Below are 14,962 nucleotides of genomic sequence, written 5' to 3'. Positions count from 1 at the left end.
GCCGGGCTCGCCGGCCACCGATGCCGGGCGCACGCGCCAATGCCGGCAATGGACCACCGGGCATATCCTGCCGTTTTGTCGGGCTTTGAACTGGACGTGCGCGCCCGCGCCTGGAGCCGTCCGGCATGGGACTGTCGAATTTGCTCCCACTGGACCGGATGTCTTAGGTCTGTCACAGGGGTCGAATAGGGGCTGCGATCCCCGACGCATCCGATCGCATTGCGAGACCGCCGATGACCCTGCGCGCCATTCTGTTCGACAAGGACGGGACCTTCGTCGATTTCGACAAGACGTGGGGCCCGGCGGCTTTTCGCGTCATGCAGCGCATGGCTGGCGGCGACCGGACCAAGGTCGAGCGGCTGATGGCGGTGAGCCTTTACGACGAGGCCGCGCAGCGCTTCCTGCCGACCTCGCCGCTTGTCGCCGGTTCCTCCGCCGATTACGGCCCGCTCTGGGCCGAGGCGATCGGCGTGCCCTATTCGGTCGCGGTGACCGACGAGATGGACCGGCTGTTCGGCGAGGAGGGCGTTGCCGCGCTGGTGCCGATCGGTGACCCGGCCGGCGTCATGGCCGCGCTCAAGGCGCAGGGCTACAGGCTCGGCGTCGTCACCAACGATTCGGAGAACGGCGCGCGGCGGCAGACCCGGGCGCTGAACATCGACCACCATTTCGACTATGTGGTCGGCTGGGACTCCGGCCATGGCCGCAAGCCTGCGCCGGGCCAGATCACCGCTTTCCTCAAGGCCTTCGAGCTGCGGCCCGAGGAGGTTGCGCTCGTCGGCGACAGTCTGCACGACATGCATGCGGCGCGGGCGGCCGGCATCGTCGCCATCGGCGTCACCTCGGGTCCGCTCGTCCCCGAAGGCTTTGCCGAACAGGCCGATATCGTGCTCGGCTCGATCATGGATCTGGAGGCCTGGCTCGGCCGCCGCGCGGCGGCCTGATCAGCCAAGGGTCGCAGCGAAAGCCTCGCCGTCGCGAAGGCCGAGCTCATAGGCTGCCCGGATGGCTGCCGCATCGGTCACCGCGAAGCGGCTGGTGACGATCGGTACGCTCGGCCGCACCACGGTGCGCCCCGGCGCGCCGGGCAGCGGCTTGCCGGCCCGCGTGGTCAGGACCAGCGTCTGCCCGCCCGCCGCCTCGACCGCCGCGATCTTTTCCACAGGCGGATTGTCGACGAGGCCGCCGTCGAGCGCCGGCCGGCCGCCGACCCGCCCGATCGGCATGAAGGGCGGCACGGAGGCGGTGCCCATCAGTGCGGCGACCAGCTCTTCCGGCGTCTCGACCTGATGTGTCGACACCCAGGCCGGTTTCAGGCCGACATGGCGGCCGGCCTTCGAATAGGCCGCGCCGTTCAGCGCCTTTTCCACCTGATAGGCGCCGATGGCGGCATAGGCCGCGATGATCGGCGGCATGAAGCGGGGCGGGTGGGTGACCTGGATGAGGATTTCCGGCGCGGCCCTCAGCGCTGCAAGTTCCAGCGTGCCGAAAATCTCGGCGAGCAGGTCGCGATAGAGCCCGCCGACGATGAAGGGCGAGCGGCCACGCGCGAGCTCGCCCCATTTCAGCTCCTTGTCGATGGCCGCACAGGCCTCGATGACGATGCCCCGCACCCTGGCGCCCTGGCCGATCAGCGAGAAACAGGCCTGGAATGCGCCGGCCGAGACCCCCACCACCATGGCGGGGCTCTGCGGGTGGATCGCCGAAAAGGCTTCCCAGAAGCCGCCCTGCCAGTAGCAGCGGTTGCCGCCGCCGGCGAAGGCGATCGCGTCGAAACGGGTGGCGTTCATGGCCGAGATTTAGCGGAGCGACCGGCCATGCGTCGAGAGTTGAACGAAGCGCGCAAGATGGGGTTGCGTCCCTCATCGGGCATCGCTATACACGCGGCCTGTTCGCGAGGCGGAGTGTAGCGCAGTCTGGTAGCGCACCACGTTCGGGACGTGGGGGTCGCAGGTTCAAATCCTGCCACTCCGACCAGCGAAAGCTTTCGGGTTTTCGGCTGGCGCGAACGAAACGGGCGGCCTTCGGGCCGCCCTTTTTCGTCTGGCCGGCTGGACTGGGTGGAATTCGCCTGCAGGCGGCAAGGCTTTTCAACCGGATGCCGGGCGCGCGATGGCCGAACAGCTCTCTGGCGACGATCTCATGGCCGTTCATGCGGCGACCTTGTTCGTGCTCGACGACGAGGGGCGTATCGTCAGGGAGAACGATCCCGACGAATCGGCCGGGCCGCTGGCATTCGTCACCTCGACCGGCCTCCGGCAAGGCCTGCATCGTCACGTGACGCTCGCCGACGACCTGGCGCGCCATCTGGCCGGTTGCGTCGGCCGGTTTCCGGCCTGGCGTGACCCCGATGAGGCGCCCGCGGCTTTGCCGGCCATGCGGGCCCTGCTCGCTGCCGGGCGGGGCCGATGTGACGTCGAGCGGGTGCTCATCCATCATCTACCCCGGCAATGCGCTCCGTCAGGTCCTTTCGAGGTCGTCGCGAGCGGCACGGATGCCGGCGATGCGCTCGTCGAAAGGCTGCGCCGCCAGGGCCTGCCGCCGCATCTCGTTGCCGCGGGCTTCGTCGGCCTCGCCGATTTCTGGGCGCCCTGGTGCGCCATGCTGGTTGATGGAACCATCGCTTCGCTCGCCTTCGCCGCCCGGCTCGGCCGGGCTGGGGCCGAGATCGGCGTCCACACCTTTCCGCCATGGCGCTCGCGCGGGCTTGCGGCGGCGGCGGCGGCGCATTGGGCGGGGCATCCCGATCTCGCCGGCAAGGCCCTGTTCTACAGCACGGCGTTCGACAACCGCAGCTCGCGGCGTGTCGCCGGGCGGCTCGGCCTGGAGCTGTTCGCCTGGGGGCTGCGGTTCGGGTGACGGCGCCGGAGGCAGCAGCTACCTCTCGTCGCCATCGACCATGGCGCCGAGCGCGCCGATGATCGTCGCGAGCGCCTTCAGATAAGCCTCGCGTTCGGTCGGGTCGAGGCTGGCGAGCGCGCCAGCATTGACGGCCTCGACGGCCGCGCGCACCTCGCCCATCTTCGCCAGCCCTGCCGGCGTCAGGGAGACGAGGGTGCTCCGTCCATCCTTCGGATCCGGGCGCCTGTCGACGAGGCCGTCGCGTTCCATGCGTGACAGGGTCGCAGCCATGGTCGGCTGCTCGATGGCGGCGGCTTCCGTCAGGGCCTTCTGCGACAGCGCCCGGTTGTCGCCGAGCGCGAAGAACACCGGCAACTGCCCGGACGAAATGCCCATCGGCTTCAGGCGTCGGTCGATGGCGCGGGCGAACAGGCGGGCTGCCCAGTTGGTCAGGTAGCCGGCGGAGCGGGAGCGGTCGAGGGTCATTTAAATAGCTTGCTATATAATTGGATCGCGTGCTATCTATCTTGCGTTCCGCCACCGATCGCAAGAGGTCGCGCCATGAGCCTCAGGCCATTGCTGCGCATCGTCCACATCGTTGCAGGGCTCGCTGCCTTCGCGCTGGTCGCCCGTTTCCTTGCCGGCACCGTCCGTGCCGAACTGTTCGGCACGGCCGCGGAGACCGTTGCGGCCAAGCTCTGGATCGCCTGGCGCCTGCCGCTCCTGGTGCTCGCCATGGCGCTCGCCGGGGCCAGCGGCCTCGCGCTGGCGGGCCGGCGGCCCAGGGGGGTGGCCGCGGTGAAGATGGGCCGCATGCGGGTCATCGGCGCCAACGGCCTTCTCGTGCTGGTGCCGAGCGCGCTGTTCCTCGCCTGGCAGGCGGCCGCGCTCCGGCTCGATGCGCTCTTCTATGCCGTGCAGGTCGTCGAGATCGTCGCGGGCGGCATCAATCTCGCACTGCTCGGCCTCAACATCCGCGACGGCCTGCGCATGAAGCGCCGTTTCGGGTTCGCCGGGCGCGAAACGCCCGGTTGACGGAGACCGAGGCCGCGTCTTTCGCGGCGCCTCGTTCGGGGACGAGACTCATCCGTGCGGACGGCACCGAAGCCCGCCTCGATCCGGCGCCGCCGTCGCGCCTCGTCTCCGGCCGAGGCCGTCTCAGCCTTCCGCGAGAGCCTGGCGGCGGCCGCGCGTCATCGGCCCGATCACGTCCTCCTTCCAGGCGAAGCGGTGGACGAAGGACATGGCGACATGGCCGAGGATCAGTGCGAACAGGGTCCAGCCGAGCGGTCCGTGCAGGGCATTGCCCGGCGCCATGAGCTCGGGCACGCGGTTGCCGGTCGCGCTGAAGATGGTCAGGCCGAAATAGCTGAAGGCGCGACCGCCGCCATAGGTCCGGACCAGCGCCAGCACCGGCACGGTGACCATCAGGGCATAGATGGCGAGATGGCCGACGAGGGCGGCGCGGCCGAGGCGGCGCGAAGCCTGCTGCTGCCGGCGGCGGGCATTGGCAAGGCCCCAGGCGCCGCGCAGCAGCACCAGCAGCAGCAGGCTGAAGCCGACGGTCGTATGGGTCGGCCAGAACAGCTGGCGCGCACCGCTCTGCGGCGCCAGCAGATGGACGAGCGCGCCGGCGAACTGCCAGGCGAACAGCCCTGCCATCAGCCAGTGCAGGGCGCGGCTGACGACGCCATAGCCCTGCCTGTCGTCGAAGATGTTCCGGCGATAGTGCGGGTGCAAGCGCGCGTCCTCCCGGTCCGTGGCGATCGCGGCGTCTTAGCCGGACCGGCCGATCAACCGGGAGTCAACAGACCGTGAGGGGGCCATCCTCAGCGCAGCGTCTCCATCAGGCCGGCCAGCAGCCGCGCGCGCGGCACGATCGAGGAGACGAGGCCGTGCTCGTGCAGCGTATGGGCACCGGCGCCATCGATGCCGAGGCCGTCCAGGGTCGGAACGCCGAGCGCCGCAGTGAAGTTGCCGTCCGAGCCGCCGCCGGTCATCGGGCAGTCCTGCAGGTTGAAGCCGATGGCGCGGGCAACGCCCTGCGCGCGCGCCAGCATGCTCTCGATCGGCGCGGTTTTCGGATAGGGCGGCCGGTTGATGCCGCCCTCGACATGCACGGTCACATCGGGCGTCACCGGCTGGAGGCCGAGAATGCGGGCGACCATTTCAGCGCCGGTCTCGGGATCGGGCACGCGCAGGTCGATCTCCGCCGTGCAGTTTTCCGGCGTGACATTGGCGGCGGTGCCGCCCTTGACCAGGCCGACCGTGGTGGTGATGGCGCGGGCATAGTCCGTCATGCCCTCCACGGCGAGGATCTGGTGGGCCATTTCGCGGATGGCGCTGCGGCCGTCCTCGTGGCGGGCCCCGGCATGGGCGGGGCGGCCATGGGTGGCCAGCGTGAAGCGCGCCACGCCCTTGCGCGCGGTGACGATGCGGCCGCCGTCGCGCGCCGGTTCGGTCACCAGGACATAGGCGGCCTTGCGCGCCTCCTCCTCGATCGCGGCGCGCGAGGTCGGGCTGCCGACCTCCTCGTCGGGCGTGAACAGGAAGGTGACCGGCCGGGCCGGCGCGACGCCGGCGCGCACCAGCGCCCGATAGCCGGCGACCGCCAGATAGGCACCGCCCTTCATGTCGTAGAGACCGGGTCCGTAGAGCTTGTCGCCGTCGCGGTGGAACGGCAGGCGGCCGGTCAGCGTGCCCTTGGGGTGGACCGTGTCGACATGGCTGAGCACCAGGATCGACGGCTCGTTCGACGGCTCCGCCGTCGCGACCTTCAGGATGCCGCCATAGCCGCCGGTGCCCGGGCGCCGGTCGATGGTGACGGGCAGGCCTTCGAAATCCTTCTCCACCTCGTCGAGCACGGCCTCGACGCCGCCGGCGTCGTGGCTCGGGCTTTCGGCGACCACCCAGCGCCTGATCCCCTCGATGATCTCGTCCTCGTTGAGGGGCATGGATGCGGCCTTGAGCGTCATGGGAAGTCCCAGCCTTTCGTCGTCTCTAGCGTTGGGCCCGCCGGGCGGCGAGGCGCAGGTCATCGAGCGCCGCGATGACGCGGCGCGCATTGGCTCCAAAGTCCTGGCTGCCGTAGCGGGCGGCCGAGCGCATGTCGATGCGGGCGCGGCCGTTGACCGTGCGCACGCGGATGACGATGTCGTCGCGCAGGCCGAGGATCAGCGAGCGCGTGACCATTTCGATGCGGCCGTCGCGCGCCGCGCCGCGATAGTCCACCTGATCGAGGACACGCCACTTGTGCGTGTCGATCAGGTCGCTGAGCAGCTCGTTCACGTCGTCGGGCGCGAGATCGACATCCAGCGAGCGGATTTCCGGATAGAGCTGGCGCTGCAGCGGCGCGCGGGCGCGGTCATAGGCGGCAGGGTTGGCGCCTGGCGGTCGCGCGGCCGCGACGATGTCGAAGGCCGGCGGGTCGCTCGTGTCGGTGGTCACGTCGTTGATCGACTGCTGGCGCAGGCCCGTGAAGCCGAGCGCCGCCGGATAGGCCAGCATGGCGCAGCCGATCAGGCCGGCGAGCACGGCATAGCGGGCGCCGCGATAGCCGGAGACCCAGATCGTCGCGCCGGCGGTGAGGGCCGCGGCGACGCCGATGGCGGCAATGGCCAGGCCGGCGCTGATCGCCACCACGGCCTGGCCGCCATCGAGCCAGTCGGAGCGGGCGGCCGCGACCGCGACCGCCGAGACGGCAAGCCCGACCAGGGCGAAACGCAGGCTCCAGACGGCAAGGCGCGAGGTGGGTTCGACAAAGGCACGGCGGCGCATGCTGATCGGTCCGTGACCCGCAGGGTTTGATCCGCGTGAGGGCAGACTGCTCACTCAGTCTTCTGGCAGATCGCGCGCAGGGCTGTCCATTGTTCCGGCGTCAGGGCCGGCCTGCGGGCGGCGGCGTCCTTCAGCGCGTTGCGGATCGCCTGCTCGCGTTCGGCATTGGCCGGGTGGCTGGAGATCCAGGCAAAGCCGCCGGGGTCGGCGACCGCGGCATCGGTGAAGAAGCGGGCAAGGCCCATCGGGTCGCCGCCGGCCTTCAGCATCAGGTCGATGGCGAAGGCGTCGGCCTGGCGCTCGGAATCGCGCGAGAAGGCGCTCTGGATCAGCGAGCGCGACGCCAGGATGATGGCGGTGCCGCCGGCGAAGTCGCCGAATACCGTGCCGAGCAGGAAGCCGAGCCCGCCGGCCTGGATCACCGAGCGCAGCCCGTGGCGCAGCTTCACATGGCCGATCTCGTGGGCCAGGACGCCGGCGGCCTCGTCTGGGCCGCGTGCCTTCTGCAGCAGGCCGTTGAACAGGTAGACATAGCCGCCGGGCAGCGCGAAGGCATTGACCAGCGGGCCGTCGACCACCACCACCTTCAACGGCACATGCAGGCTGGCGGCCTGTTCGAAGCGGCCGACGAGCTCGTTCAGCACCCGCTGGCCCTCCGGCGCGACGCAGGTGCGCAGGGGGCTCGACCGGCCGAAGGTCCTGCGGATCTCCGGATCCATTGCGGCGCCGAGCCGGATCTCCGCTGCGGCCGGCACCAGCGGCGCGAGCCGGCCCGCGATCGCCGGCAGGCCGTAGAAGGCGAGGCCGATGAGGGAGACGATGGCCGCGAGCGCCCAGAACACGACAGCGCGCCGCTCGCGCCGTGCGCTGACGCCCTTGGTGAGGGTCAGCGGCGCGCGGGCCGCAAGATCGGAAGCGAAGACCGGATCGGGGATTTCGAGCTGCGGTTCGGCCGAGGAGCCGGGCACCTTCAGCAGCGTCACGGCGAGGCCGGCGCCGGCGAAGCCCTCGATCCGGCGGATCTCCTGATAGGGCCAGATGGCGATCGGCCGGCCGCTCGCGGCGAAGATCGCGAGGCCTTCGGGATGCAGCGACACCTGGACGGCGTTCCGCTTCGCCGTCACCCCGTCATAATAGGTCGCGGCGACGCTGGGCATGGCTCACGGCTCCCTGTGGATCGCGCGGGCGGCGGACACGGCCCTACAGCCCGATGCCGAAGTCGACGGCACTGCCGAGACCTTCGCCGAGCGCCGAGGCATCGACGTTGCGGGCGTGCACCTCGTCGAGAGAGGCAAGATTGCTTACCGCTACCGAATTCATCTTGGCGCGGAACATCGGCAGGTCCAGGAAGATCTGCTTGATCATCCAGAAGCCGCCGATGAGCGCGAGATAGCCGACGACGACGAAAATGATCAGCATGACGCCGAGGCCGGTCGTCGAACTGCCGAAGGCGAGGTAGGCGCCGCCCGCCGCAAGGGTTGCGGCGATGCCGGCGGCCGTGCCGAGCACGCTGAAGATCAGCATGGCGACGAGATAGACCCGGTAGGCCGTGCCGATCCGGAAATCGGAGCTGAGCGCAGCGCCGCCGAGGCGCATGCCGCCGGTGCGCCAGCGGAAGGTGATGGCCTGGAAGGCCGGCACGAGCAGCAGGATGATGAGCGCGCCGGCTCCGAGGACGCCCGGCACCGCGACGGTCAGGAAGGCGAGGTGCGGCGGCAGCGCCGGCGCCTCCGGCTCGATGCGGGACAGCATGTAGGCCCACGCCTCGGGCGGGGCCGAGGCATAGACGGCGGCGGCAAGCCCGATCGGCACCGCGATGGCGATCAGCCACAACGGCCAGAGGCGGCGCATCAGCTCGCCGGGGCGGCCGACGAAATCGCCGGGCGCGTCGCCGTAGAAGGTCTCGCGCATCTTGATGCGCTCGACCACCGTCGTCGCATAGGGATAGGCAATGCCGAGCGTGGCGATGACGAGCAGCCAGAGGCCGAAGGCCTTGATCGCGTAGGTCCAGGCCGAGCCGGTCATGCGCAGGCGCAGGCCCCGCCAGGATGTGCGGGCGAGCCGGTAGCGGCGGCTGGCATAGACGGCATACTGGCCGAGGAACAGGAGGATGAAGGTGACGGCGATGGTCACCACGCTTTCGGCCGACGGCAGGCCGAGGGCGAGGAAGAAGCCGAAGGCCTGCAGCGGCACCAGGATGGCGAGGGCGAACAGAAAGCCCTTCAGCAGTTCCATGCCGGTGCCGGTATAGGTGAAGGCCTCGCTGCCGACCGCCGTGTTCGACCAGTAGAACCGCCTGATATCGGTCGTCAGCCAGAACCGGTAGATGCCGAGCGTGACGAGCTGCAGGAAGAAGCCCTTGAACAGGAGGCCGAAGAGCGGGCCGCCGCGGCCGGAGAAGCCGATTTGCACCGCGCCGCCGCCGGCCGGCGGCGGCGCGGCCGGCGGGTTGTTGCGCGCGGCCATCTCGGCCGCGGCGACGGCGCTCGCGGTCGAGCGCTGGCCCCAGGGACCCTGCACGGCTTCGGTCATCCGATCCTCCGGTGGCGCCCCGGGGCTTCCCGTGGCGCCGTCACATCCGGAATGCCGGCCCGATGCCCTGACGTCAAGTGGCAAGGCCTTGGCGCGGCTTGGCTTTCCTTGGCAGGGAAGGTTCAGGCCGTCGGCAGCTTGTAGTCCTTGAACTGCTCGCGCAGCGCCGTCTTCAGGATCTTGCCCGTGGCGGTGTGCGGGATCTCGTCGACCAGCACCACGTCGTCGGGCAGCCACCACTTGGCGATCTTGTCCTGCATGAAGGCCATGAGGTCGTCGCGGCTCGGCGCGCGCCCGGCCTTCGGCACGACGACCAGGAGCGGCCGCTCGTCCCATTTGGGGTGGGCGACGCCGATCACCGCGGCCTCGGCGACGTCGGGATGGCCGACGGCGAGGTTCTCGACGTCGATCGAGGAGATCCATTCGCCGCCCGACTTGATCACGTCCTTCGAGCGGTCGACGATGCGCATATAGCCGTGCGGATCGATCGAGGAGACGTCACCCGTGTCGAAGAAGCCGTTCTCGTCGAGGATCTGCCCGCCATCGCCGCGGAAATAGGCGCCGGCGACCGCCGGTCCGCGCACCACGAGGCGGCCGAAGACATGGCCGTCGCGGGCGAGCTCCTTGCCGGCATCGTCGACGATCTTCATCTCGACGCCGAAGGGCGGATGGCCGGTCGTCTCCTTGACGTCGAGCCAGGCATCGCCCGTCAGCCCCTCATATTCGGGTTTCAGCGAGCAGACCGTGCCGAGCGGCGACAGCTCGGTCATGCCCCAGGCATGCAGCACCTCCACGTCGTAGACGTCGCGGAACTTCTCGGTGACGGCGCGCGGGCAGGCCGAGCCGCCGATCACCACCTTCTTCAGGTGCGGCAGCTTGAGATTGTTGGCTTCCAGATGCTGCAGCAGCATCAGCCAGATGGTCGGCACGGCGGCGGAATGGCTGACCTTGTAGGTGTCGAGCAGCTCGAAGATGCTCGCCCCGTCCATCTTGGCGCCGGGCATGATCATCGACGTGCCCGACATCGGCGCGGTGAAGGCGAGCGACCAGCCATTGGCGTGGAACATCGGCACGACCGGCAGGATCACGTCGCGCGAGGCAAGCCCGAACATGTCGGCATTGTTGACCACGAGCGAGTGCAGCACGTTCGAGCGGTGCGAATAGACGACGCCCTTCGGGTTGCCGGTCGTGCCCGAGGTGTAGCACATGCCGGCGGCGGTGTTCTCGTTGAAGCGGCCCCAGGCGAAATCGGCATCGACCTCGGCGATCCAGCTCTCATAGGGCACCGCGTTCTTCAAGGTCGTCTGCGGCATGTGCTCGGCATCGGTGAGCACGATGTATTTCTCGACGAGGGGCAGGTGCTCCTGCAGCTTTTCCAAGAGCGGCACGAAGGTGAGGTCGGTCATCATCATGCGATCGCCGGCATGATTGGCGATCCAGGCGATCTGCTCCGGGAACAGGCGTGGATTGAGCGTGTGATAGACCGCGCCGATGCCGGTGATGCCGTACCAGGCTTCGAGGTGGCGCCAGGTGTTCCAGGCGAGCGTGCCGATCCGGTCGCCCGGTTTGATGCCGTCCCTGGTCAGGCGCTTGGCGACCCTGAGCGCATTCTCGCGGATCGCCGCGTAATTGGTCTCGACGATCGGCCCCTCGATCGAGCGCGACACCACCTTGCGGCCGCCGTGATAGAGCCCGGCATGGTCGATCACCTTATGGATCAGAAGCGGCCAGTCCTGCATCAGACCCAGCATGAGCGTATCTCCACCTTCATGTTTGCGCGCGGCGACCTTTGCCGGCGCCTTGTCGTTCCGGAAAGCTAGAGCGCTACGGGTGGCTCGTCCACCCCTCCGAAGGGCCGCTCGGGAGTGTCGGAAACCCGACATTTCAAGGCTTTGCGGCACGCATGCCGGTGCCGTGCGGCGTCCTGGCCGGCCGCGTCGCCGCCGCTTCCCACAGCCTCGTCAAGGAGGCCGTTGAACGAAAGCTCACGCCTCGCTATGGTCCGCGCCGCGGAGCAGCGCTCCCGCCCTGATGGGTCGTCGTCTAATGGTAGGACTCGGGTTTTTGGTACCCGCTATCTAGGTTCGAATCCTAGCGACCCAGCCAGGAGGCTCCGGTTCCCGCCGAAATCGTCGATCTCGTGGAGACGCCTGGAGCCGGCGAACGCCGCTGGCCGATCGCCCCGAACCGGCCGTTTTCCGCGCCGGGCCGCCTCGGCCGCAGCCGGGCGGCTTCGTCCCGCTAGGCCAGCTCGGCCAGGAGGTTGTGGTCGCCCGAGACGCGCAGGAAGTGCAGGAGGTCGGAGAGACCCTCTCCGAGCAGGGTGACATGGGCGCGCATCAGGCGCGCCGCCTCGGCGCCCTCGCCGCGGCAGATCGCTTCCATGACCTGTCCGTGCTCGGGAATGGAGGACTGCATGCGGCCGGGCCGGTAGGTGATGGTGCGCCGATAGGGCGAGATCTTCAGCGTCAGCCGGCGCAGCTCCTCCTGCAGGATCCGGTTGTGGCTCGCTGCGGCGATGGTCTCGTGGAACACGAGGTTCGCCTCGTAGAAGCCTTCCACGTCCTCCGCGTCGCTCGCCCGCGCGCAGGCCTGATGCGCGGCCTGCAGCCTGAGCTTCTGGTCCGGCTGCATGCGCCGGGCCGCCTGGGCCGAGGCGAGGGCCTCGAGCTCGGCCACCACGCTGAAGGCGTCGAGCAGGTCGGCGAGCGAGAGCTGGGCGACCTGCAGACCCTGGCGGCCGCGCGAGATGACGAGGCCGCTCGCCGCCAGGCGCTGCAGCGCCTCGCGCACCGGCGTGCGCGACATGCCGAACTGCTCGGCGAGCTGGCGCTCGTCGAGCTTGTCGCCGGGCCGCCTGAGGCCCTTGAGGATCTCCTCCTCGAGCCGGTGGACGACCTCGGCCGACAGCGATTCCGGTTCCTCAGACGCCATGGCCGCTCCGACGTTCCGTGCCGGGCCGATGCGGGGTTTCATCGGCTGTCCGCTGAGTAAAATCTGTTCGCGATCGATTCCGCGAGCGCGACAAGCCCGTACAGCAGCAATCCGCAAATGCAAAGCACCACGATCGCCGCCATCGACACCTCGGTATCGGCGCGGGCGGTGGCGAAGATGATGAGATAGCCGAGCCCGGCCTGGGCGGTGATGAACTCGCCGATGATCACGCCGATGATGGCCAGCGTGACGGCGATCTTGGCGCCCGAGAAGATATGCGGCAGGGCCGAGGGGAAGCGCACCGCCGTGAACACCTGCCATTCGGTGGCGGTGAGCGAGCGGCAGAGCCGGAGCATGCCCTTGTCGACGCTCATGAAGCCGGCCGTGGTGGCGATCACGACCGGGAAGAAGGCGATGAACACCGAGAACGCGACGCGCGACTGGGCGCCGACGCCGAGCCAGATGATGAAGAGCGGCGCGAGCGCGATCTTCGGGATCAGCTGGAAGAAGATCAGGTTCGGATAGAGCGCCTCGTGGGCGATGCGCGAATAGGTGATGACGATCGCGAGCAGGATGCCGAGCACCAGCGCGAGCAGGAAGCCGGCAGCCGATTCCAGCGTCGTCGGGATCGCATGCATCATGAGGATGTCGTAGCGGGCGACGATGTAGCGGGCGATCGACACCGGCGAGGGCAGGATCACCGCGGGAATGTCGCCGATCGTGACGTAGAGCTGCCAGGCGGCGAGGACCAGGAGGGCGAGGCCGAGCGGCAGGACGATGCTGCGCAGCCCGGCCGCGGCCTGGACGGCACCGGCCCTGGGGCTGGCGATGACGGCACCGGTCTCCGTGCCGACGGTGGTGGTGGACGACATGGCGGACCTCACTCGATGACGCTGGGACCGGCAGGCGCCGTCTGCGCCGGCGGCGCATGGCCGTGCGCGGCCTCGATGGTCAGGCGCAGCTGGCGGCAGACCTGGGCGAAATCCTGGGTTTCCTCGATCTCGAACCGGCGCGGACGGGGAAACGGCATCTTCATGTCCAGGATGATGGTCGACGGGCGCCCGCCCATCACCACCACGCGGTCGGACAGAAAGGCGGCCTCGCGGATCGAATGGGTGACGAAGACGACCGTCTTGCGATAGGTCTCCAGGATCTCCGAAAGCGCGACGTTCATCTGGTCGCGGGTGATGGCGTCGAGCGCGCTGAACGGCTCATCCATCAGCAGGATGTCCGGGTCGTGGATCAGCGCGCGGCAGATGGCGACGCGCTGGCGCATGCCGCCCGAGAGCTCGCCCGGTTTCTTGTGCTCGAAGCCGGTGAGGCCGACCATGGCGAGGAGCTCGCGCGCCCTGTCGCGGTATTTCGCGACCGGCAGCTTGAGGATGTGGATCGGGAAGAGCACGTTCTCGAGCGTCGTCTTCCAGGGCAGCAGGGTCGCGTCCTGGAAGATGATGCCGATGTCGCGGCGCGGCGCGACCACGTCGGAGCCGAGAAGGCGGATCGATCCGGCGGTCGGCTTTTCCAATCCGGCGATCATCATCAGCAGCGTGCTCTTGCCGCAGCCGGACGGGCCGAGCAGCGAGACGAACTCGCCGCGCGCGACATCGACCGAGGCGGAGGCCACGGCGTGGACGGGTGATTGGCGGGCGAAATAGGTCTTCCGCACGCCACGGACGGAGACCAGCGGCTCCTGCACGGAGACAGGCTCCGTCCGTTCTGCCAAGGCCAGCATTGCGTTCTTCCCTCGATCTGCGGCTGTTTGCGCGTCAGCCGACATATTTGCGATAGGCGGCGGCGGACTGTTCGGCCGCCGCGAGCTCGGCGGCGGTCAGCCGGACCTTGCCGGCGAAGGCGTTGGTGAACAGCGTGCCGACATCCGGGCGGCTCGCGCCTTCGCCCGCCGCATATTTCACCACCAGGTCGGCCATGGTGGCGACCTTCTGCGGGTCGGCATGACCGAGCCCCTTCTCCTTCACCTCGGGGACGAGATTGGTCAGGTTGGTGAGACCGAGACCGACGCGCGCATAGTCCTTGCCAGTGGTGGAGATGGCCACCTCGCTGTTCGCCTTCAGGAAGATGTCGACGGCTTCGTCGAAATTGGTCAGCGTGAAGCGGATCGCCTCCATCGCGCCCTGCACGAAGGCCTCGCACAGCGCCCGGTCCTTCTCGACCCGGGCCGGCTGGGTGGTCAGCGACTGGCCGTAGAACTCGATGCCGACCGAGGAGAACAGAAGGAAGCGCACGTCGGTGCCGAGCGGGGCGAGCGAGGGCACCGTGCTGGTGGCGAAGGCCGACACCGCGTCGACCTGCTTTTCCACCAGGGTGCGCTCGCGCACCTTGCCGTCCACCTGCAGGATCTGCACCTTCGACAGGTCGAAGCCGGCCTTCTCGGCATAGAGCGGCATGAAGGGATATTCCCCCGAGGTGACGCTGGCGCCGAGCTTTTTGCCTTCCAGGTCCCGAGGCGAGCGGATCGGCGAAGCGTTGAGCACGCCGATGCCCATCAGCGCGTCGTAGTTGATCTGGCCGATGCAGGTGATCGGCAGCCGCTTGGCGGCCTGCACGATCACGGTCGGGGTGGCGGCCATGCCGAAGTCGAATGTGCCGGCGCTCACGGCCTGGGCGGCGGCGCCCGAGCCGGAGCCGCGGGCGACGCTGACATCGAGCCCGGCCTTCTTCCAGAAGCCCTTGTCGCGCGCGACATAGGCGAACAGGTTCGGCCCCTCCGGAATCCAGGACGTGGTGAAGGAGACCCGGGTCGGGCCTTGCGACAGGGCGGGTGTGGCGAGCGGCAGGCCAGCCGCGAGCGTGGCGGCACCGGCGCCTTTCAGGACATTGCGACGAGACAGCATGCGTCTTCTCCCAAACGCTTCGGTCG

Annotated in this window: 15 protein-coding genes and 2 tRNA genes; 5 read left to right on the top strand and 12 right to left on the bottom strand. The window is 69.1% G+C overall.

Translation table 11 applies throughout. The features are described from left to right. Window positions 1-233 precede the first annotated feature (233 nt). Window positions 234-944: an HAD family hydrolase gene (locus OZ671_RS03395; RefSeq protein ID WP_268859419.1), complete on the top strand. Its 711-nt coding sequence runs from the start codon at window positions 234-236 to the stop codon at window positions 942-944. Here OZ671_RS03395 and OZ671_RS03390 read toward each other — a convergent pair whose 3' ends face one another. Further along, on the bottom strand, window positions 945-1,790 hold the full coding sequence (locus OZ671_RS03390) for a patatin-like phospholipase family protein (protein WP_268859418.1): 846 nt from the start codon (window positions 1,788-1,790) through the stop codon (window positions 945-947). A 110-nt stretch (window positions 1,791-1,900) separates the two neighbouring features. On the opposite strand from OZ671_RS03390, the gene OZ671_RS03385 reads away from it, so the two are divergent. Next, window positions 1,901-1,977 (top strand) — tRNA-Pro (locus tag OZ671_RS03385). A 135-nt stretch (window positions 1,978-2,112) separates the two neighbouring features. After that, window positions 2,113-2,859, top strand: coding sequence for a hypothetical protein (locus OZ671_RS03380; protein ID WP_268859417.1), 747 nt, complete (start codon window positions 2,113-2,115; stop codon window positions 2,857-2,859). An 18-nt stretch (window positions 2,860-2,877) separates the two neighbouring features. On the opposite strand, the gene OZ671_RS03375 is transcribed toward OZ671_RS03380, so the two are convergent. Beyond that, on the bottom strand, window positions 2,878-3,327 hold the full coding sequence (locus OZ671_RS03375) for a MarR family winged helix-turn-helix transcriptional regulator (RefSeq protein WP_268859416.1): 450 nt from the start codon (window positions 3,325-3,327) through the stop codon (window positions 2,878-2,880). A gap of 75 nt (window positions 3,328-3,402) precedes the next feature. Here OZ671_RS03375 and OZ671_RS03370 point away from each other — a divergent pair, with 75 nt between their 5' ends. Further along, window positions 3,403-3,876, top strand: coding sequence for a hypothetical protein (locus OZ671_RS03370; protein ID WP_268859415.1), 474 nt, complete (start codon window positions 3,403-3,405; stop codon window positions 3,874-3,876). Window positions 3,877-3,999: 123 nt separating this feature from the next. On the opposite strand, the gene OZ671_RS03365 is transcribed toward OZ671_RS03370, so the two are convergent. The 6 genes from OZ671_RS03365 to OZ671_RS03340 all read right to left on the bottom strand — a co-directional run bounded on the left by OZ671_RS03365 (window position 4,000) and on the right by OZ671_RS03340 (window position 10,901). Continuing rightward, the gene (locus OZ671_RS03365) at window positions 4,000-4,581 is read right to left on the bottom strand and encodes a cytochrome b (protein ID WP_268859414.1); all 582 of its coding nucleotides are present in this window, start codon (window positions 4,579-4,581) and stop codon (window positions 4,000-4,002) included. A gap of 89 nt (window positions 4,582-4,670) precedes the next feature. Further along, a complete protein-coding gene (locus OZ671_RS03360; protein WP_268859413.1) occupies window positions 4,671-5,816 on the bottom strand; it encodes a M20 family metallopeptidase in 1,146 nt (381 codons plus the stop codon). 25 nt (window positions 5,817-5,841) lie between these two features. Next, window positions 5,842-6,618: a DUF1499 domain-containing protein gene (locus tag OZ671_RS03355; RefSeq protein WP_268859412.1), complete on the bottom strand. Its 777-nt coding sequence runs from the start codon at window positions 6,616-6,618 to the stop codon at window positions 5,842-5,844. 50 nt (window positions 6,619-6,668) lie between these two features. Beyond that, window positions 6,669-7,775, bottom strand: a complete 1,107-nt coding sequence (locus OZ671_RS03350; protein ID WP_268859411.1) for a M48 family metallopeptidase — start codon at window positions 7,773-7,775, stop codon at window positions 6,669-6,671. Window positions 7,776-7,818: 43 nt separating this feature from the next. Further along, entirely contained in the window at window positions 7,819-9,150 is a 1,332-nt protein-coding gene (locus OZ671_RS03345) for a DUF898 family protein (RefSeq protein ID WP_268859410.1), read from the bottom strand. 122 nt (window positions 9,151-9,272) lie between these two features. After that, the gene (locus OZ671_RS03340; protein ID WP_268859409.1) at window positions 9,273-10,901 is read right to left on the bottom strand and encodes a long-chain-fatty-acid--CoA ligase; all 1,629 of its coding nucleotides are present in this window, start codon (window positions 10,899-10,901) and stop codon (window positions 9,273-9,275) included. Window positions 10,902-11,182: 281 nt separating this feature from the next. On the opposite strand from OZ671_RS03340, the gene OZ671_RS03335 reads away from it, so the two are divergent. Next, window positions 11,183-11,256 (top strand) — tRNA-Gln (locus OZ671_RS03335). Between the two features lie 135 nt (window positions 11,257-11,391). On the opposite strand, the gene OZ671_RS03330 is transcribed toward OZ671_RS03335, so the two are convergent. From OZ671_RS03330 to OZ671_RS03315, 4 genes are all read right to left on the bottom strand, one after another. Further along, window positions 11,392-12,084, bottom strand: a complete 693-nt coding sequence (locus OZ671_RS03330; protein WP_268859408.1) for a GntR family transcriptional regulator — start codon at window positions 12,082-12,084, stop codon at window positions 11,392-11,394. Window positions 12,085-12,122: 38 nt separating this feature from the next. Further along, entirely contained in the window at window positions 12,123-12,956 is an 834-nt protein-coding gene (locus OZ671_RS03325) for an ABC transporter permease (protein ID WP_268859407.1), read from the bottom strand. Between the two features lie 8 nt (window positions 12,957-12,964). After that, window positions 12,965-13,780: an ABC transporter ATP-binding protein gene (locus OZ671_RS03320; RefSeq protein ID WP_268859406.1), complete on the bottom strand. Its 816-nt coding sequence runs from the start codon at window positions 13,778-13,780 to the stop codon at window positions 12,965-12,967. Window positions 13,781-13,850: 70 nt separating this feature from the next. Next, entirely contained in the window at window positions 13,851-14,936 is a 1,086-nt protein-coding gene (locus tag OZ671_RS03315) for an ABC transporter substrate-binding protein (RefSeq protein WP_268859405.1), read from the bottom strand. Window positions 14,937-14,962 lie beyond the last annotated feature (26 nt).

The sequence above is a fragment of the Phreatobacter sp. AB_2022a genome (assembly GCF_026847585.1).
Lineage (GTDB): Bacteria > Pseudomonadota > Alphaproteobacteria > Rhizobiales > Phreatobacteraceae > Phreatobacter.
Note: the sequence above shows the minus strand (reverse complement) of the source record. Positions and strands in the feature narration are given on the sequence as shown.